Origin of the sequence: Paraburkholderia sacchari, assembly GCF_000785435.2 — a bacterium.
In the GTDB taxonomy this organism is placed as follows: domain Bacteria; phylum Pseudomonadota; class Gammaproteobacteria; order Burkholderiales; family Burkholderiaceae; genus Paraburkholderia; species Paraburkholderia sacchari.
On sequence record NZ_JTDB02000004.1, the window covers coordinates 585,137 to 602,925 of the forward strand.

17 protein-coding genes and 1 pseudogene are annotated in these 17,789 nt (G+C 64.5%); 14 read left to right on the top strand and 4 right to left on the bottom strand.

The window, feature by feature from the left end; genetic code table 11:
- Positions 1-361: 361 nt before the first annotated feature.
- The gene (locus tag NH14_RS18200; RefSeq protein ID WP_152617227.1) at positions 362-1,267 is read left to right on the top strand and encodes a hypothetical protein; all 906 of its coding nucleotides are present in this window, start codon (positions 362-364) and stop codon (positions 1,265-1,267) included.
- A 61-nt stretch (positions 1,268-1,328) separates the two neighbouring features.
- On the top strand, positions 1,329-2,429 hold the full coding sequence (locus NH14_RS18205; protein ID WP_035530521.1) for a TAXI family TRAP transporter solute-binding subunit: 1,101 nt from the start codon (positions 1,329-1,331) through the stop codon (positions 2,427-2,429).
- 59 nt (positions 2,430-2,488) lie between these two features.
- Here NH14_RS18205 and NH14_RS18210 read toward each other — a convergent pair whose 3' ends face one another.
- Complete coding sequence (locus NH14_RS18210; RefSeq protein WP_035530523.1) at positions 2,489-4,981, bottom strand: DUF3772 domain-containing protein; 2,493 nt, start codon at positions 4,979-4,981, stop codon at positions 2,489-2,491.
- A 173-nt stretch (positions 4,982-5,154) separates the two neighbouring features.
- Between NH14_RS18210 and NH14_RS18215 the strand changes: the two genes are divergently transcribed.
- The 3 genes from NH14_RS18215 to NH14_RS18225 all read left to right on the top strand — a co-directional run bounded on the left by NH14_RS18215 (position 5,155) and on the right by NH14_RS18225 (position 6,868).
- Positions 5,155-5,355: a DUF2905 domain-containing protein gene (locus tag NH14_RS18215; protein ID WP_035530525.1), complete on the top strand. Its 201-nt coding sequence runs from the start codon at positions 5,155-5,157 to the stop codon at positions 5,353-5,355.
- An 83-nt stretch (positions 5,356-5,438) separates the two neighbouring features.
- Positions 5,439-5,714, top strand: coding sequence for a formaldehyde-responsive transcriptional repressor FrmR (gene frmR, locus NH14_RS18220; protein ID WP_035530526.1), 276 nt, complete (start codon positions 5,439-5,441; stop codon positions 5,712-5,714).
- 44 nt (positions 5,715-5,758) lie between these two features.
- On the top strand, positions 5,759-6,868 hold the full coding sequence (locus tag NH14_RS18225) for an S-(hydroxymethyl)glutathione dehydrogenase/class III alcohol dehydrogenase (RefSeq protein WP_035530528.1): 1,110 nt from the start codon (positions 5,759-5,761) through the stop codon (positions 6,866-6,868).
- Between the two features lie 135 nt (positions 6,869-7,003).
- On the opposite strand, the gene NH14_RS18230 is transcribed toward NH14_RS18225, so the two are convergent.
- Complete coding sequence (locus NH14_RS18230; protein ID WP_035530530.1) at positions 7,004-7,216, bottom strand: DUF1059 domain-containing protein; 213 nt, start codon at positions 7,214-7,216, stop codon at positions 7,004-7,006.
- A 522-nt stretch (positions 7,217-7,738) separates the two neighbouring features.
- On the opposite strand from NH14_RS18230, the gene NH14_RS18235 reads away from it, so the two are divergent.
- From NH14_RS18235 to NH14_RS18275, 9 genes and pseudogenes are all read left to right on the top strand, one after another.
- A complete protein-coding gene (locus tag NH14_RS18235; protein ID WP_035530533.1) occupies positions 7,739-9,145 on the top strand; it encodes an FAD-binding oxidoreductase in 1,407 nt (468 codons plus the stop codon).
- Between the two features lie 143 nt (positions 9,146-9,288).
- Positions 9,289-9,582, top strand: coding sequence for a GYD domain-containing protein (locus NH14_RS18240; RefSeq protein WP_035530535.1), 294 nt, complete (start codon positions 9,289-9,291; stop codon positions 9,580-9,582).
- 178 nt (positions 9,583-9,760) lie between these two features.
- Positions 9,761-11,341: an NfeD family protein gene (locus NH14_RS18245; RefSeq protein WP_035530537.1), complete on the top strand. Its 1,581-nt coding sequence runs from the start codon at positions 9,761-9,763 to the stop codon at positions 11,339-11,341.
- Entirely contained in the window at positions 11,338-12,111 is a 774-nt protein-coding gene (locus NH14_RS18250; protein ID WP_035530540.1) for a slipin family protein, read from the top strand. Before NH14_RS18245 ends, NH14_RS18250 begins: the two co-directional genes overlap by 4 nt.
- 65 nt (positions 12,112-12,176) lie before the next feature.
- Positions 12,177-13,424, top strand: coding sequence for an MFS transporter (locus tag NH14_RS18255; RefSeq protein ID WP_035530542.1), 1,248 nt, complete (start codon positions 12,177-12,179; stop codon positions 13,422-13,424).
- A gap of 10 nt (positions 13,425-13,434) precedes the next feature.
- A pseudogene (gene glyA, locus NH14_RS33555) lies at positions 13,435-13,563 on the top strand (serine hydroxymethyltransferase); the annotation flags it as partial.
- 130 nt (positions 13,564-13,693) lie between these two features.
- On the top strand, positions 13,694-14,596 hold the full coding sequence (locus tag NH14_RS18265) for a DUF2950 domain-containing protein (RefSeq protein ID WP_052148316.1): 903 nt from the start codon (positions 13,694-13,696) through the stop codon (positions 14,594-14,596).
- Positions 14,593-15,750, top strand: a complete 1,158-nt coding sequence (locus tag NH14_RS18270) for a DUF3300 domain-containing protein (RefSeq protein ID WP_035530544.1) — start codon at positions 14,593-14,595, stop codon at positions 15,748-15,750. The genes NH14_RS18265 and NH14_RS18270 overlap by 4 nt, the downstream gene beginning before the upstream one ends.
- Before the next feature lie 81 nt (positions 15,751-15,831).
- Positions 15,832-16,326 (top strand): LEA/WHy family protein, encoded by a 495-nt coding sequence (locus NH14_RS18275; RefSeq protein ID WP_035530647.1) that lies wholly within the window; start codon positions 15,832-15,834, stop codon positions 16,324-16,326.
- 47 nt (positions 16,327-16,373) lie between these two features.
- Here the strand turns inward: NH14_RS18275 and NH14_RS18280 are convergent, their stop codons facing one another.
- On the bottom strand, positions 16,374-16,643 hold the full coding sequence (locus NH14_RS18280) for a hypothetical protein (RefSeq protein ID WP_035530545.1): 270 nt from the start codon (positions 16,641-16,643) through the stop codon (positions 16,374-16,376).
- 114 nt (positions 16,644-16,757) lie between these two features.
- Complete coding sequence (locus tag NH14_RS18285) at positions 16,758-17,705, bottom strand: LysR family transcriptional regulator (protein WP_035530547.1); 948 nt, start codon at positions 17,703-17,705, stop codon at positions 16,758-16,760.
- Positions 17,706-17,789 lie beyond the last annotated feature (84 nt).

Below are 17,789 nucleotides of genomic sequence, written 5' to 3' on the forward strand. Positions count from 1 at the left end.
AACAGTCAGCATCACGCTCTGGCGACGCGAAGTAAGACATTGATGAATTAAATAGCTTTTATCCGTAACGTTTTCCAGCTTCGCGATTTTGTTCCCAAACGTGGATACCGCACATGCATACTAAAAAAATACGCGATGCAACCCTTCAAACAAATATTCCAAAATGCATATGTGCGGTAGGTAACAGCGAAGGTTGACTCAGTGTGGGAAATCACCCATATTTTCCTCACCCGCGGCAGCGCACGGACCGGCGCTCCCGTTCTCTCGCACATGCAGATCGTAGCCCAGCGACGCCTCACCGGTCGCTTCGACAACGATTCTGAAGATGCCAATGGCGCTGGCATATCGGTGGAGCATCAACATGTCCACTCAGATTTTTCGTGACCAGAGTTCCCCGGCGGCATGCAAGCGCTGCGGCCACATGCTTCACGATGACGTCGACCTTTGCCCTTACTGCGGCATGCATCATCCGCTCGACAGGGTTGCGCGGGATGTGCGCCCGAGAATCATGCCGGGAGCCCTTGGCGCCATGGCGGCGGGCCCCCCCGCGCCTGCGGCCGCGAGGCTCTCGCGCACGGACCTGCCTGTACCCGAACGTGAAACAGTAAAGCCCCAATACCTGAACGGGCCGCTCGAACATGAGGCGCTATCGAGGTTCACGCCGCGATGGATCTTCACGAAAGGCTTGTTGCTCGCCGGGATGTTTCTCACCATCGGGTACGCGGCGCATCTTCTGATCGTCGAAATCCGCAAGCCCTATAGTCCCGCCGACGAGCAGAGCGCACACACTTCGGGCGGGTCCATTGCTTACATTGCGCCCGGGCAGCCCACGGCTGCCGATACGGGATCGCAATCCGCCACGACAAAACCGCAAGTCACGCCGCCAATCAGTGACGTGTCCGATAATCCGCGCGAACAGCAACGCGATAGTGCGTTGCGGATCGCGGAGCAATGTGCGTCGGAGCATGTCTGGGGCTGCGTACAGCAAAAGGCATCGGAAGCGCTCGCGATCGATTCATACAGCCAGCACGCACGCGCGTTGATGGAGCGCGCCATCGTTGCCACGGGCTGGACACCGCTGAGCGCACCGAATCCGCCGGGCGCGAGCAATCGCGCTGCGCAAACGGCTGCGGCAGCGAATCAATCTGCCACGACCCGTGCCACCAGTCCGGCCATCAATGGCAACACCAATGGCGCCGATGCAGCGGAGCGGGCGATCGTGCAAGACGGCTGGAAGCACCCGTCACCGGCAAACGCGGCGCATTGAGCAGGATTCCATATCATATTGGAGGTCTGTCGGTCATCAGATTCCATGCGGGAGAGAGACCATGCTGAAAATGATCCTGGCGGCCCTGACGGGCTTGTTTGCCCTGCTTTTTTCCTCGTTCGCCGCCAGCGCCACGGCAGATGCAGAAGCACACTACAAGATCGTGACGGGCCCGGAGCGAGGCACGTACATCCAGATCGGCCAGGACCTCGCAAAATGGGTTGCGCAACCCGCCGGCATCGACCTCGCAGTGATTCCCTCGAAGGGGTCGGCGGAAAACGTGCAGCGCATGCGCTTCGAACCGGGCGTAAAACTCGCGCTCGTGCAGTCGGACGTCTACCAGGCCTACGTCGATATGGCCAAATCGGGCAACGAAGAGGCCGGCACGATGATTCGCCCGCTGCGGCTCATCATGCCGCTCTATGACGAGGAAATTTATTTCGTTGTTAGAAACGATTCGCCGATGAAGACGATCAATGAGATCAAGGACAAGGTCATCAGCGTAGGCCTGATCGGCAGCGGCACCGCGCAATCGGCCACGACACTGTACCGCCTCATGTTCGGCCAGCCGATTCCCGAGCAGAACGTACAGAATCTGAGCAACGAAGATGCGCTGGCCGCGCTGATCGTGAAGAAGATCGATGTGGCGATTGTCGTCGCAGGGCAACCCGCGAAGCTCTTTACCGACATGAATCCCGAGCTGCTTCAGCAAATCCGCTTCCTGCGCGTCGACGCGAACGCCCCGGAAACGGCCCGCGCGAAGCAAACCTATTTTCCCGCGACCATTCACGCATCGAGCTACCCGAACTGGCTGAAAGAAGATGTGCCGACATGGACGGTCAAGGCCTTTCTCGTGACCTATGACTACAATCTGCGCGACACCGTCGGCAATCTGAAACGATTTGCCGATTCGCTCTGCGAGAACTTCGGTAATCTGCAGAGCCAAGGCCACCCGAAGTGGAAGCAGGTGAAACTCGAACTGCCGGGCCTTGGCAAAGGGTGGCAGTACTATCCGCCTGTCGAGCACCGCCTCAAGGCTTGTATCGCGCATCGCGCCGCAACGCAGGCGGCGGCGACGCCGCCAGGCCCTACCGCCCAGCAGAAAATCACCGGCCGGCCATGCTCGGACCAGGAGCGCCTGCTCCTGCTTTGCGGCAAGTAATCGCCCTATGACCTTACGGGGGCCGCGACGAGGTTAAGCTCCGCGCCGCGTTTCCCGATCTACGTCTGTGCGGAGTCCTGCATCGGCCAGTTCTGCACCATCACCTTGTGCGGATTCAACAGCGTGATCCCGTCGGCCCGCAATTGCTTGAGGATGGCGAAGAGAAGATCGCTCTTGGTCTTGGCGGCGATGCGCGGGCTGCCTACGTACCCCGTCACGCTGAGCGTGATGCCCTGGGGCGTGAGCTGGCTGAACAGCACCGAAGGCGCGGGCTCGGCCAGCACGTCGGGATGCTCGAGATAGGCCGCGAGCAACAGGTCGCGCACCTGCTCCGGATCGGTATCCAGCGGGAACGTCAAGGCCAGCGTGGCGACGCCCTGGGTACTGTCGCCCATGGTGACATTGCGCACGTTCTGCGAAATCAGCTGCGAGTTGGGCACGATCATCGTCGAGCGGTCGAGCAGCTGGATTTCGGTCGCGCGCACGTTGATGCGGCGAATGTCGCCTTCCATGTCGGCAATGCTGATCCGGTCGCCCACCTTCACGGGCCGCTCGGTCAGCAGGATCAGACCCGAGACGAAATTCTTCACGATCTCCTGCAGGCCGAAGCCGATACCGACCGAGAGCGCGCTCACGATCCACGCGAGGCTGTCCCAGCGCACGCCAAGCAGCGAGAACGTCATCAGCACCAGCAGCACATAGCCCACGTTCGTGAACAGCGTGATGAGCGACATGCGCATGCCGGGGTCCATGCCCAGCGCCGGCATGAACTCCTGGTCGAGCCAGCGGCGCACCGAGCGCAGCAGGTAAACGCCGACTGCGAACCCGATCACGGCGTTCACGATATGCGCGGGCATGATGTCGAGGCTCTTCAGCCGCTGCCCGCCAATGATGCCGATGAGACTGTTGAGGAGGTCCGCCGGCGTCGTGCCGAAGCCGCCTGTCAACAGCGCCACCACCGCGAGCAGCATCAGTATGCTAGTGCCGACCCCCGAGAGCACGGCTTGCACCTGGTCGAGATGCTTGTCCTCGAGTCCGAGCAGATTTTTCAGCTGCTTGCCCGTCGAGAAATTCGCGCTAAAGAGACTCGCGCAGATATCGCGGTTCAATTGCGTGAGCACGTAGATGCTGCACAGCACGATCTCGAACCACACCAGTTCGTAGGTAATGAAGCGCGCAACGGTGATATAGCCGATCACCAGCGCGATCAGCGACGCGATGATCGCCAGTGCGGTGCCGGCGTGAATCAGCCCCGCCATCGTGGAGTGCGATTCGGGCGCCTCGCCGGCCGCGGCCATCGCGGCGCGCACGCGGTTCGCGCGCAGCAGCGCCGCGCCGATGGTTAGCACCGTGACAAGCGAAACGAGGCCTCGGCCGAGCAGCGTGACCGAAAGGCTCGTGTCGACGATGCGGTTGATCGCCTCGACTGCGCCGGCGACGAACAGCAGCATCGCGAGCGTGCTCGGAAACGGCCGCAGCGCGCGCGCCACCGGATCGGCCAGCGCGGGCAGCCGCCACGAAGGATGATTGGTGCACAACAGCGCGCGGCCGAGCCCCGAGATCAGTGCGCAAGTCAGCGTGAGCTTCGTGAACTCGCCCCACAGGTCGCTCAGCGAGGGGGTGAGATCGACGCGGCGCGCGAGCGCCAGATAGAGGACCTGTAGCGCAATTGACGCTGCCAGCAGCGTGGAGATAGCTGTGGACAACGCCAGCGCGCTGCGGCGCAGACGCGTGGGCGGCAAGCGATGCAGACAGAACCACGCGAGCGAGCGCTGCACGAGCTTGCGCCCGCCGAGCCAGATCGCGAGCGCGACGATCAACAGCAGCGAAGTCAGGAAGCGCTGGCCCGGCTCCCAGACCGAGCGCAACATCTCACGCACCTGAGCGTCGAACGCGCCGAGACGCTGCCCGTCTTCGGGAGGCTGGTGCAGCAGCGGCACCCAGAATTGCGCGCTGAAAATGCCGCCCGAGCGCAGCGCGAGCTGGTTTTTCAGCAAGCCGCGATGCAGCTTCGCGAACTGCGCGGACAGAATGTCGAGATTGCTTTTCTGGTCGTCGGCCAGCTTCAGCACGGCGTCGATCTGATCCTTGCGCGCATTCAGGGTGGCGCGCTGGCGGGCCACCGCCTGGGTGCCGGGCGGCTCGCCGGAAGCCGGCGCCGGCCCGAGCACGTCGAGCTGAGCCTGTACCTGCGTGCGCAGCGGCGCGATCTGGCTGCGCAATTTATCGACGTCGGCGCTCAGTTGCTGGGTTGCGTCGGAGAGCGCATCGAGATCCTTGCCGCCCGTCGCGGTCGAGGTCTGCTGCTTGATGCCGTCCTGCTTGGCCTGCATCTGCTTGAGCAGCGCTTGCACCTCGGTCAGAGAAATGGCGGGCGGCGTGGCGTCCACACCGCTTGCGGTCGCGGCGGGCGCGATCGTGACAGCCGGAAAGGCGAGCGCAGGAGCAACCAGCGTGAGAGCCAAAAACGGCGACAAAAGCGGGGACAAAAGCGCGATCAGCGCAATTCGTGCGATTTGGCGCGCGAAAGCGGAAAGTCTGTGCAATGCCATGGGGGGCTTTCAAATATTACAGGTAGTTCGCGTAGGGAATTATGCCTTGAGTGCCGCGGGCGCTACGGATTCGTGAACCGCCCCTAATAGTCGCGCGCAACCGCATACGCGCCAAAATTTCCTCCATCGGCCTATCATGATCTGATCCCACCAGCGCAAGGGGAGCGCGCTGCATGAACCGTTTCCTGATTGTTGTCGGCATTGCCTGCATCCTCGCGGGCCTGGGATGGCGCTGGCTCGTGCGCATCCCGTTCGGCCGACTGCCCGGCGACATTCATATCGTCACGGACGGCCTCGACTTCTATTTCCCCATCGTCACCGGCATTCTGGTTTCGGCGGTGGTGTCCCTGCTGCTATGGCTGTTGAAGCGCTGAGCGCGGCGGCGGCCTCGCGGCCCCTATACTCCCAGGCAGTATTCCACTATACTCTCTCCCAGTATCACCATTCCGGTAACGCCATGCCCCATTCCCCCGAAGAAAAGAAACGCGTCCTCACGCGCGTGCGCAAAGTGCGCGGGCAGCTGGACGCGCTCGAGCGCGCCCTAGAGGAAGGCGCCGATTGCGCTCCCGTGCTGCAGCAACTCGCGGCCATTCGCGGCGCAATCAACGGGGTCATGGCCGGCGTGCTCGAAAGCCATCTGCGCGAAGAGTTCACGCAACTGACTGGAATCACGGAGTCCACGTCCGGCTCGATCGACGATGTCGTGAGCCTCGTCCGGACCTATTTGCGCTAGGCGCTCCGCCCGCAGCCGTTCGACCACTATTCTTAAGGATTCCCATGAAATCACGTGCCGCAGTCGCATTCGAAGCGGGCAAGCCGCTCCAGATCGTCGAGATCGATGTCGAACCGCCCCGCAAGGGCGAGGTGCTGGTGAAGATTACGCATACGGGCGTCTGCCACACCGACGCCTTCACGCTCTCCGGCGACGATCCCGAAGGCCTCTTCCCCGCCGTGCTGGGCCACGAAGGCGCCGGCATTGTCGTGGAAGTGGGCGAAGGCGTGACCAGCGTAAAGCCCGGCGACCACGTGATTCCGCTCTACACCGCGGAATGCGGCGAGTGCCTGTTCTGCAAGAGCGGCAAGACCAACCTGTGCGTGGCGGTGCGCGCCACCCAGGGCAAGGGCGTGATGCCCGACGGCACCACCCGCTTCAGCTACAACGGCCAGCCCATCTATCACTACATGGGCTGCTCCACGTTCAGCGAATACACCGTGGTGGCCGAAGTATCGCTCGCGAAAATCGACCCGCAAGCGAATCCGGAACAGGTCTGCCTGCTGGGCTGCGGCGTGACCACGGGTCTGGGGGCGGTAAAGAACACGGCCAAGGTGCAGGAAGGCGACACGGTTGCGGTGTTTGGCCTCGGCGGCATCGGTCTCGCCGTGATCCAGGGCGCGAAGATCGCCAAGGCGGGCCGCATCATCGCCATCGACACCAACCCGACCAAGTTCGATCTGGCGCGCGCCTTCGGGGCCACCGACTGCGTCAACCCCAAGGACCACGAAAAGCCCATCCAGCAAGTGATCGTCGAGATGACGGGCTGGGGCGTGGACCATAGCTTCGAATGCATCGGCAATGTCAACGTGATGCGCGCGGCGCTCGAATGCGCGCACCGCGGCTGGGGCCAGTCGGTCGTGATCGGCGTGGCTGGCGCGGGCCAGGAAATTTCCACGCGCCCGTTCCAGCTCGTGACAGGCCGCCGCTGGCTGGGCACGGCCTTCGGCGGCGTGAAGGGCCGCTCGGAGCTGCCGGGCATGGTGCAGGACGCCATGTCGGGCAAGATCCAGCTCGCGCCGTTCGTCACGCACACGAAGCCGCTCACGGAGATCAATGAAGCCTTCGATCTGATGCACGAAGGCAAGTCGATTCGCACCGTGGTTCACTACTAAGGCAAGCACTCGCAGGCAATCGCAGCAATCGCCACGGCGCGCAGGGCTCCTGCTCTCACGCGCTGTGGCGATTAGCTCCCCGCCGAGGCACCCCCGCCTGGGCCGGCACGTTGCATGCCGGCCACCTGTTCTCGCTCATGCCGCGCGTGGCGACGCTACGGGCGGCGAGCCTTCGTGAAAGAGCTGACTGATTTGTGCGCGCAGCTCCGGTGAATCGGTGTGATGGTGCACGCTCACCGCGTGCTGCACGGCGGCCTCCAGAAGCTCCGAGTCCGAATCCGCCGAAATTGCAACCGTGCAATTCATCTCGCTGGGGAACTCCCTGCAATCAATGTACTTTCGAGTCATGGCGAGACCCCTTGTTGGCAGGTTAACAGCGCTTTACGACGCGCGCATACGCAAGCAGCCCGCGTATGCGTGAAAATTATAGAATCGGCGTAATGCGTTTGCTAAACTACTAAAATGAATTCGCGCACAATAATAATCTGATTTAACTGCGCGAATTAAGTGAAATGCGCAAACCAAACGCAAAAGAATTATCTATCGAGCTTGATCATTCAGGTTAGCTAATTTATCTTCGAGCCTCGCCGGCTGCCGGGGTACGAGCCCGGGTTACGAGCCGTTTCGCGAAGCGCTCGTCGGCTGGGCCTCCATGTCCCGGCCAGCCAGGCTGCGCCCGCAGCCATTCCGAAAGCCCGTCTTTCACGCTTTCCCGACCGAATGCACGCATTGATCCCCGCGTGCGAAATCCGCCTTGATTCGACACATTGAATCGGTCGCCAGAAGTTCAGTTCAGCCAGTCCATGCCAGGCCGTGGCGCGATGCGCCAATCGCGTGCGTTTTCCCGATCCGTTGAATGAGAGGTGTGCCATGCCCACTCTGTCGAGCGACTCCATCGAAACACTGAAAGGCACGCTTCGCGGCCAGGTGCTGCAACCGGGCGACGCGGGCTACGACGAAGCGCGGCGCATCTGGAACGCCATGGTCGAGCGACGTCCCGCGCTGATCGTGCGCTGCCAGGGCTGCGCCGATGTGCGGCGCGCAGTGGCGTTCGCGCGCGACACCGGGCTGCCGCTCGCCGTGCGCGGCGGCGGCCACAATATCGCCGGCAGCGCGTTGTGCGACGACGGTCTCGTGATCGATCTTTCGCCGATGAAGTCGGTCAGAGTGGAGCCCGCCACGCGCCGCGCGTATGTCGAACCCGGCGCGACGCTGGGCGACTTCGATCACGAAGCCCAGGCGTTCGGCCTCGCCACGCCGCTTGGCATCAACTCGACCACCGGCGTGGCCGGACTCACGCTCGGCGGAGGATTCGGCTGGCTGAGCCGGCGCTTCGGCATGTCGGTCGATAACCTCGTCGCCGCCGACGTCGTGACCGCCGATGGCAATCTGCTGCGCGCGAGCGCCGATGAAAACGCCGATCTGTTCTGGGCGATTCGCGGCGGCGGCGGTAACTTCGGCGTGGTCACGATGTTCGAGTTCGCGCTGCATCCGGTGGGGCCCGAAGTCTACGGCGGACTCGTCGTACTGCCGTTCGACGCCGCGAAAGAGGCGCTCGCACAGTATCGCGAAGCCGCCGCGGCGATGCCGGAAACGCTCACGGTCTGGAGCGTATCGCGCCTCGCGCCGCCATTGCCGTTCCTGCCGCCCGAGGTGCACGGCAAGCCGATCATCGCGTTCGCGGTCTGCTACACGGGCGCGCTGGAAGACGGCCCGAGCGCGGTGGAGCCGGTGCGCCGTTTCGGTCAGCCCTATGGCGAGCATCTTGGGCCGATGCCCTACGCCGCGTGGCAAAAGGCGTTCGATCCGTTGCTCACGCCGGGTGCGCGCAATTACTGGAAATCGCACAATCTCGCCGCGCTGCCGGACGCCCTCATCGACACGTTGAGCGACGCTATTGCCACGCTGCCCTCGCCCCAGTGCGAAATATTCTTCGGGCAAATCGGCGCGGCGACGCAACGCGTGGCCGCCGACGCGATGGCCTATCCAAACCGCGATGCGCTCTACGTCATGAACGTGCACGGCCGCTGGACCGAACCCGAGGACGACGCCCGCTGCATTGCCTGGGCGCGCGGATTTTTCGAAGCGTCGAAGCCCTACGCGCTCGGCAGCGTGTATGTGAACTTCCTGACCGAAGACGAACGCGCGCGCGTCGAGGCGGCTTACGGGCCGAACATGCAGCGTCTCATCGCCATCAAGACGCGCTACGACCCGGACAACCTTTTCCGGTGCAACCAGAACATCCTGCCCGAAGCCCGGCAGGCAGCGGGCAGTTGACTCGAACGACGCGCCAGCCGTGCTCGCGCCTGCCCGAAATGTCGAACGCGCGCGGAGGCATTTGATGAGCACGGCTGCGATGGCGTTCGTGACGAAAGCCCGCGCGCGTCTTCCAACCCGATGTCAACATACGAGGAGCCGTCATGTCGACCTATGTGGTTCTTGCGCAGTTCACCGACCAGGGCATTCGCACTGTCCGCAACAGCGCGCAGCGCGCCGGCCAGGCCGCGGAAATGGCCAAAACCTTCGGCTGCGAAATGAGGGAAATTTATTGGACGCTAGGGAAATACGACATTGTCACGATCGTCGAAGCACCGGACGAGCAGAGCTTCATGGCGTTCGGCCTTGCGCTCGGATCGCTCGGCAATATCCGCACGCAAACGCTGCGTGCGCTGAGCAAGGACGAGTTCGGCGCCGTACTTGGCAAGCTGCCTTGAGGCTCGAGGCGGCGCGCTGAACGAGGAACACAGGTGTCCACCTGGTTTTGAGGCGGGCACCTGTCGTTGATGATTACGCCCCGCTGCACCGCAACATTTCCGCGCTATTCCCCCCTTCCCCCAAAAACCACCTACTCTTAAATATCGGGCTATTCCATTTGCCCGTCCGGACGTTCCGATGCGCGCTCATCGCCCCACCCGGGCGGCGGAGCACGACGCGCCTCCGCCCCCTCGTCGCCCGCCGCGCCATCCGCTGCCGGCGCGGCTCGCGCGCGCCGCGCTTTTTGCGGCGCTGCTGGTGGTTTGCGCGGCGGTGGCGGCACTCAACGCCACGGCTCAGGCGCAGCCTGCTCAGGCGGCTGCACAGCGCGCGGTCGTCGTGATGACCGTCAACGGCGCCATCGGCCCCGCCAGCGCCGATTTCATCGTCCGCACGCTCGAGCGCGCCGCACAGCAGCACGCGCAGCTCGCGATTCTCCAGCTCGACACGCCCGGCGGACTCGACACCTCGATGCGCCAGATCATCAAGGCGATCCTCGGCTCGCCCGTGCCGGTGGCCGCGTTCGTCGCGCCTGGCGGCGCGCGCGCCGCGAGCGCGGGCACTTATATCGTCTACGCAAGCCATGTCGCGGCCATGGCGCCCGGCACCAACCTCGGCGCGGCCTCGCCGGTGCAGCTCGGGATCGGCGGCATGGGCGGCGCGCCAAATCCGCCCGGCGCGCCAGGCGCGGCCTCGGGCGGGCAGGCCAGCGACAAGACCAATGACAAGGCCACTGACAAAGCCACTGACAAAGCCAACGACAACGCCACCGACAACGCCTCCACCGAAGCACGCAAGGTCATGCACGATGCCGCCGCCTATATTCGCGGCCTCGCGCAGCTGCGCGGGCGCAACGCTACATGGGCGGAGCGCGCGGTGCGCGAGGCGGTGAGCCTGTCCGCCAGCGAGGCGCTCGACCAGCACGTGATCGACCTTATCGCGCAAGACCCCGCCGATCTCGCGCACCAGCTCGACGGCCGCACCATCGCCACGGCGGCCGGCACGATGCGCATCGAAACCGCGCACGCGCCGCTCGTGTATGTCGCGCCCGACTGGCGCAATCGCTTTCTCTCCATCGTGGCCGATCCGAACGTGGCGTTGATCCTGCTGACGATCGGCATCTACGGCCTGTTCTTCGAGTTCGCGAATCCCGGCTTCGTGCTGCCCGGCGTGGCCGGCGGAATCTGCCTGCTGGTCGGCCTCTTCGCGATGCAGCTTCTGCCCATCAACTATGCGGGGCTCGGCCTCGTGATGCTGGGGCTCGCGTGCCTGATTGCCGAAGCGTTCCTGCCCACGTTCGGCGTACTCGGCTTTGGCGGCATCGTCGCGTTCGCCGTGGGCGCGCTCATGCTGATCAACACCGACGTGCCCGGCTACGGCATTCCGCTGCCGCTGATCGCGGGCCTCGCGCTCGGCGGCGCGGCGTTTGTCGCGGCGGTCTCCAGCGTGGCGCTGCGCGCGCGCCGCCGCCCGGTGGTGAGCGGCTCGGAAGCGATGGTCGGCAGCATCGGCGAGATCATCGACGAAGGCCTGACGCCCGATCACGCGTTGGCCTCGGGATGGGCGCGCGTGCATGGCGAACGCTGGCGCGTGACTTGCGAGGTGCCGCTCGCCACGGGCAGCCAGGTGCGCGTGACGGGTCGCCACGGCCTGCTGTTGAGCGTCGCGCCGCTGCACGAAGCGCCGCTGCGCGAAGCACATCACGGAGGACATTCATGATCGGTTATACCTTCGGTTTCACGAGTCTGCTGATTGTGCTGGCCATCATGCTCGCCGTTTCGGCCATTCGCATTTTCAGGGAGTACGAGCGCGGCGTGGTGTTCATGCTCGGCCGCTTCTGGAAGGTCAAGGGGCCGGGGCTCGTGCTCATCATTCCCGTCGTGCAGCAGGCGGTGCGCATCGATTTGCGCACTGTCGTGTTCGACGTGCCCGCGCAGGACGTGATCACGCGCGACAACGTTTCGGTGAAGGTCAACGCCGTGGTCTACTTTCGCGTGGTCGATCCGGAAAAAGCCGTGATTCAGGTCGCGCGCTTTTTCGAGGCCACGAGCCAGCTCGCGCAAACTACGCTGCGCGCGGTGCTGGGCAAGCATGAACTCGATGCGTTGCTCGCGGAACGCGAGCAATTGAACGCCGACATTCAGAAGACGCTCGATGCGCAAACCGATGCGTGGGGCATCAAGGTCTCCACCGTCGAGATCAAGCATGTGGACCTCAACGAGACGATGATTCGCGCCATCGCGCGCCAGGCCGAAGCAGAGCGCGAGCGACGCGCGAAAGTGATTCATGCGGAAGGCGAACTTCAGGCATCCGAAAAGTTGCTGCAAGCCGCGCAGCGGCTCGCGCAGCAGCCGCAGGCCATGCAGCTGCGCTATTTGCAGACGCTCACCACCATCGCCGCCGACAAGAACTCGACCATTGTGTTTCCGTTGCCGATCGATTTGCTCAGTTCGCTGCTGGAGCGCTTTAACGGGCCACAGGGGAATTGAAAAGGCACATGACCTGGTCGTCACCCCGCGCGCCGCCGTGCGCGAGCATGGCTACCAGGCACCTCATGAATTCCACCACCGCACGCAAACGTCCAGGCCTTCGGCAACGCGTGCCGGGCGCGACCGGCACCATCGCCGTTGCGCAACTGTTCGGCACCTCGCTGTGGTTCAGCGCGAACAGCACGGCCGCCGACCTGATGCGCGTCTGGCACGCCACGGCTAGCGACATCGGCTGGCTCACCAGCGCCGTGCAGATGGGTTTCATTCTCGGCACGCTCTATATATCGTCGAGCGGCATGGCGGACCGCTACGCCGCAAGCCGGATTTTCGTGTTGAGCGCTTTGGCGGGTGCGCTCTTTAACCTGGGTTTCGCGTGGCTCGCGACTGGCCTCGTCAGCGGGGCCGTGCTGCGCTTTTGCGTGGGTGTGTGTCTGGCCGGCATCTATCCGATGGGGATGAAGCTGATCGTCGGATGGGCGCCCGAGCGAACCGGTCAGGCGCTCGCGCAACTCGTCGCCATGCTCACGCTCGGCACCGCGCTTCCGCATGCGATGCGTTTCGTTGGCGCGGGCTTTCCGTGGCAACTCGTGATTACCGCTTCGTCGGTGCTCGCGCTGCTTGGCGCGGCGCTCGTCGGCGCACTCGGCGAGGGGCCGCACGCCCGCATGGCACGCTCCTCTGCCGGCAGCGCGCATGCCACGGCCAGCACCTGGGCGACATTCCGCATTCGCGCATTTCGCGCGGCGGCCTTCGGCTACTTCGGCCATATGTGGGAGCTCTACGCGTTCTGGACCACAGTGCCGCTGCTGATTTCGCGCACCGCGCTGCTGGGTGCTTTTCCACGCATGGGCGTGTCGGGTCTTGCGTTCTGCGTCATCGGCGTGGGCGCGCTCGGTACGTTGATTGGCGGCGCGTTGTCGCGACGCATCGGCAGCGCCAGGGTCGCGCTTGGCGCGCTCGCGATGTCGGGCCTGTGCGCACTGACCTTCTCTATCGCGTGGCGGCTGCTTTCGCCCACGATGCTCGCGGTGTTGCTGCTGCTCTGGGGCGCGTCCGTGATCGCCGATTCTCCGCAATTCTCGGCGCTCACGGCAAAGGCGTGCCCGCCCGGCGGCGTGGGCGGCGCGCTGGCAATCCAGAATTCGATCGGCTTTGCGATCACGGTGGTCTCGATCGCCGCCACTACCGCGCTGTTCGGCTACATCGGCGTGGATGCAACCTGGCTGCTCGTGCCCGGTCCGTTGCTGGGCCTGACCGGCTATGCCGCGACGATGCGCGACGCGCGCGGCGGCCGCACGAGCGGGTCCGTCTGAATGGCTGTGCAGCGCGGCCGCGCTGCACAGCGGCTTCGAGCGTCTTTCGAGGATCGCCAGGAGCGTGGGCGCGTATTTCATGGTCGACATGGCGCACTACGCGGGCCTCGTGGCCTCGGGCCGATTTGCACCAAAACCTGCCAGGCGGGTATGGGACCAAAGTCCAATACCAGCAGTCTCCCGCCTCGCGTACGCTTGAACCGGCACTGCCCGCGGACCGGCTGCGACGCGCCCCGCGCCGCGCAAGCCTATGTCAGGGAGACCCAGGCATGAGAACCCCGCAACACGGATTTTTCCGGCGAGCCCGCATCGGCGTGGCCTGCGCGCTGCTATTCGGGCTCGGCGCGACAAACGCGCTCGCGCGCCAGCACTTCAGCACGCCGGATGCGGCGATGACGGCTTTCGGCCAGGCCGTGCTGAACAACGACGAACCGGCGATGCAAAACATGCTGGGCGAGCATTTCCGCGACGTCATCCCGCCGGTCGACGACGCCGTCCGGGCGCAGTTCATCAAAGCATGGGGCGTCGCTCACGCCATCCGGCAATCGGACGGGCGCGCGGTCATCGCGGTCGGCAACGATGGCTGGACCTTGCCCATCCCCATCGTCAAGTCGGCCGGCGGCTGGCAGTTCGACACCGCCGCAGGCGCGAAAGAAATGCGCCTGCGACGCATCGGACGCAACGAGCTTGCCGCAATCCAGGTCCTGCAGGCGATCCGCGACGCCGAGGACGAATACGCCGAGACCACCCACGACGACGGGACGATGATGGTCTACGCGAGCAAACTGTCGAGCTCCCCCGGGAAGCACGACGGCCTGTACTGGCCGACTGGCCCGGGAGAATCCCCGAGCCCGCTTGGGCCCGCGTTCGAAGGCGCCGGCGCGCAAAACGAGGGCAAAGACGGCTATTACGGCTATCGCTACAAGATTCTCACCTCGCAAGGGCCCGGCGCCCAGGGCGGCGCGCTCAATTACGTTCTCGACGGCAAGCTGTTTGCCGGCTTTGCGGTCATGGCATGGCCGGCGCGCTACGGCGATACCGGGGTGATGAGTTTCATCGCGAACTATACGGGCCAGGTCTATCAGCGCGACCTCGGACCGAATACCGCTGCGCAGGCAGCGGCCACGCAATCCTTTGACCCCGGCCACGGCTGGAGGAAGGTATCGCCATGACGCGCCGGACCTATGCCGTTTCGTGTTGCGCCCTGCTGGCGCTTGCCGGATGCCAGACTGCTGTCGCGCCGCCAGCGGCCGGCCCGGCAGCTGTAGCGCCGTCCGCCGCGCTACCCGCCGCGAGCGGCGCGAGCAGCGCGCAAGCCCAGAACGAACCCGCGCCGTACCGGAGCGAGGAAATCGAGGCCATGGTCGCGCCGATCGCGCTTTATCCGGACGCACTCCTGTCCCAGGTGCTGATGGCGTCCACCTATCCGATGGAGGTCGCGCTTGCCGCCCGCTGGCTCAAGGCGCACCCGGATCTCAAGGGTGAGGCCGCAATCAAGGCGGTGCAGAGCGAGACGTGGGACGTCAGCGTGAAATCGCTGGTCGCGTTCCCGCAGATCCTCGAGCCGATGAACGACAAGCTCGACTGGACCCAGAAACTCGGCGACGCTTTCCTGGGCCAGCCGAAAGACGTGCTCGACGCCGTGCAGCGGCTACGTGCGCGCGCGAAGCAATCGGGACACCTCGAATCGAATGAGCAGCAGACCGTGATCGTGGAGGCCCCGGCCGGCGGCGCAGTTGGCGGCGAGACGATCGTGCGCATCGAGCCCGCGGATCCTGCGGTGATCTATGTGCCGGTCTACGATCCCGCCGTCGTCTACGCCGGGTGGGCCTACCCGGCGTTCCCGTACTACTACTGGCCGCCCTATCCCGCGTACTATCCCGGCGCCGCCTTCGGTTTTGGCGTCGGCCTGATCGCGGCAGCGGCGATCTTCGGCAACTGCAACTGGAATGGCGGCGATGTGTATGTCGACCATCGCAAAGCCACCAACATCGACCGCAATTTCGAACGCGGCAAGCCCGATGGCAACCGACGCTGGCAGCATGATGCGAAACACCGCCAGGGCGTGGCCTATCGCGACAATGCCACGCGCCAGAAATACGGCCGCGGCAGCGCCGGCGCGGACGGGCGCGGCGGCTTTCGGGGCCGGGACGCGGCCGCTGGACGCGACAACGGATTCCAGGGCTTGGGTGGCGGCGGCAATGCCGTACGGCAAGATATCAATCGTGCGAACTCGAGCCTGCAAAGGGGAAGCGGCACTGCGCGCAGCACCGGATGGGGCGCAGGAGGCTTCGGCGGCGGCAGAGGCGGTGGCAGGCGGCGTTAAGCGCGAGCTTCGCTCCACGGTTCAAAGATGGAAAAGCGCTACACTGGCCAGCACCAGCAGATCAACCCGACGAGGCTTGCCATGCCGGCTCTCCATGCTGTGCGCTCAGGTCGCCTCTTCTGCGCCTTCCTTTGTGTCCTTTTCCTGTGCAGCGCGTGTGTGGGGTTGACCGGCCAGGAGCCGCTCAGAGTCAGCGTGGCGGGCATCGACCCGCTCCAGGGCGAAGGACTGGAGATGCGCTTTAACGTTAAGCTGCGCATCCAGAATCCCAACGACTCGCCGGTCGAATTTAGCGGTGCGTCACTGCAACTGAACCTCAACGGCCAATCCTTCGCCAGCGGTGTTAGCGATCAGAGCGGGGTCGTGCCTCGATTCGGTGAAACCGTGATCGTCGTGCCATTGACCGTGCCCGCATTCGCCGCCGTGCGCCAGGCATTCGCCTTCGGGGGCGGCGTGAAGGCGGGCCGCATCCCCTACGAGGTCCGTGGGCGCTTGGCGGGCGGCATCGGCGGCGGTACTCGCTTCGTCGACCAGGGCAAGCTGTCGCTGCCAACGAGCAGCTTGATGGGCGACTGACGGGACTCCGGTCCAATGGCCCACGCATAGCCGCCATGCGCACGCATTCAACTACCGAAGTAGAGCGTGCAAAAGCTGACCGGACCGACACAGTTCGGCTCCGCCTTGCCAGCCGCCGATGGTCTGGCGACGCCCGACGCGCCCGAACCCGACATCTCTGCGCCGACGCCGCTTGCGTTTTGCTGGTTGCCAGCCATCTGGTGCCCGTCGTCCTGGCGGACTTCGGCACCGGTCTTTTCCTGAGCGAACGCGTTGGTCGCGGCGCTAGCCGATGCAAGAATGGCAATGGAAAGACCGAATACAAGATGCTTTTTCATTTCGAACTCCTACATTTAKATCCGTTAAATTTCGCTTGCTGCATCATGCTGAACTCAGCTTGATTCGACTTTATTCCCGGATTTTTTGTGGCGAACCGATTCTCTTCCCGCACATCAGGCGACGGCGCGCATCGCGACCGGCGTGCTTTGCGTGCCACTGGCTGCGTTTGCAGGATCGATACGGAACTGCTCGACCGCGAAGTCGATGAAGCTGCGCGCTTTCATCGTCAGGTAGTTGCGGCCTGGGTATACGATGAAGACGTGCTGCATGCCGCCGCTTATGTCGTACGCGTTGAGCACGGACAGCAGCACGCCGCGCGCGATGTCCTCGGTAACGAGGGGCAGCGGCAACAGTGCAATCCCCATGTTGGCGAGCGCCGCGGCACGCACGGTGACGTAGCCGCTCGCAGTGAGCGGTCCGTTCACGCTCACGCGCTGCAGACCCTCCGCATTGGCGAACGTCCAGCTGCGCGGCGCGTCGGAAACCGCGAGCAGGTCGTGCTGCGCGAGTTCCCCCGGCGTGCGCGGCACGCCTTTGCGCGCGAGATAGCCGGGCGCGGCCACCACGATCTCCTTCATAGAAGTGAGTTCGCGGCTCACGAGCGAGGCGTTGACCTGCTGGTGGTCGGTGGCGAAGCACACGTCGAAACCGCCTTCGATCATGTCGATGTGGCCGTCGTACGCGGTCACATCGAAATCCACGCGCGGGTTCGCGCCGCGATACGCACCGAGCAGCGCGGCGAGCGCACCGCTTGCGAACACCGAAGGCGCAGCAATGCGCAGCACGCCGCTCGGGTCGCACGTGGCGCGTACGAGCTCGGATTCCACTTCGTCGAGCTTTTCTATCACGGCGCGGCAGCCGTCGAAATAGAGGCGGCCCGCCTCGGTGAGCGAGAGCCTGCGCGTGGAGCGGTTCAGGAGGCGCAGGTTCAGATGCGCCTCCAGCATGCTGACGCTGCGCGTGACGGCTGCGGCGGACATGCCGAGCTGATCGCCCGCGCGGCTAAAGCTGCTCAGGTCGACGACACGCGTGAAGACGCGCATGGCTTGTAGCTGGTCCATATGACGGGTCCTGGCCGATGAAGGCGGAAAGCTCGGGGCAGCGCGGACGAGGGCAGGCGCCACGCGACTCAATGCTGCGGGAAC

Coding starts and splice junctions, on each gene's coding strand:
- NH14_RS18205 (WP_035530521.1), top strand. CDS start 1,329: ATGCTGAAAATGATCCTGGCGGCCCTGACGGGCTTGTTTGCCCTGCTT.
- NH14_RS18255 (WP_035530542.1), top strand. CDS start 12,177: ATGAATTCCACCACCGCACGCAAACGTCCAGGCCTTCGGCAACGCGTG.
- NH14_RS18270 (WP_035530544.1), top strand. CDS start 14,593: ATGACGCGCCGGACCTATGCCGTTTCGTGTTGCGCCCTGCTGGCGCTT.
- NH14_RS18250 (WP_035530540.1), top strand. CDS start 11,338: ATGATCGGTTATACCTTCGGTTTCACGAGTCTGCTGATTGTGCTGGCC.
- NH14_RS18245 (WP_035530537.1), top strand. CDS start 9,761: ATGCGCGCTCATCGCCCCACCCGGGCGGCGGAGCACGACGCGCCTCCG.
- NH14_RS18215 (WP_035530525.1), top strand. CDS start 5,155: ATGAACCGTTTCCTGATTGTTGTCGGCATTGCCTGCATCCTCGCGGGC.
- NH14_RS18230 (WP_035530530.1), bottom strand. CDS start 7,216: ATGACTCGAAAGTACATTGATTGCAGGGAGTTCCCCAGCGAGATGAAT.
- NH14_RS18225 (WP_035530528.1), top strand. CDS start 5,759: ATGAAATCACGTGCCGCAGTCGCATTCGAAGCGGGCAAGCCGCTCCAG.
- NH14_RS18210 (WP_035530523.1), bottom strand. CDS start 4,981: ATGGCATTGCACAGACTTTCCGCTTTCGCGCGCCAAATCGCACGAATT.
- frmR (WP_035530526.1), top strand. CDS start 5,439: ATGCCCCATTCCCCCGAAGAAAAGAAACGCGTCCTCACGCGCGTGCGC.
- NH14_RS18240 (WP_035530535.1), top strand. CDS start 9,289: ATGTCGACCTATGTGGTTCTTGCGCAGTTCACCGACCAGGGCATTCGC.
- NH14_RS18265 (WP_052148316.1), top strand. CDS start 13,694: ATGAGAACCCCGCAACACGGATTTTTCCGGCGAGCCCGCATCGGCGTG.
- NH14_RS18235 (WP_035530533.1), top strand. CDS start 7,739: ATGCCCACTCTGTCGAGCGACTCCATCGAAACACTGAAAGGCACGCTT.
- NH14_RS18200 (WP_152617227.1), top strand. CDS start 362: ATGTCCACTCAGATTTTTCGTGACCAGAGTTCCCCGGCGGCATGCAAG.
- NH14_RS18285 (WP_035530547.1), bottom strand. CDS start 17,705: ATGGACCAGCTACAAGCCATGCGCGTCTTCACGCGTGTCGTCGACCTG.
- NH14_RS18275 (WP_035530647.1), top strand. CDS start 15,832: ATGCCGGCTCTCCATGCTGTGCGCTCAGGTCGCCTCTTCTGCGCCTTC.
- NH14_RS18280 (WP_035530545.1), bottom strand. CDS start 16,643: ATGAAAAAGCATCTTGTATTCGGTCTTTCCATTGCCATTCTTGCATCG.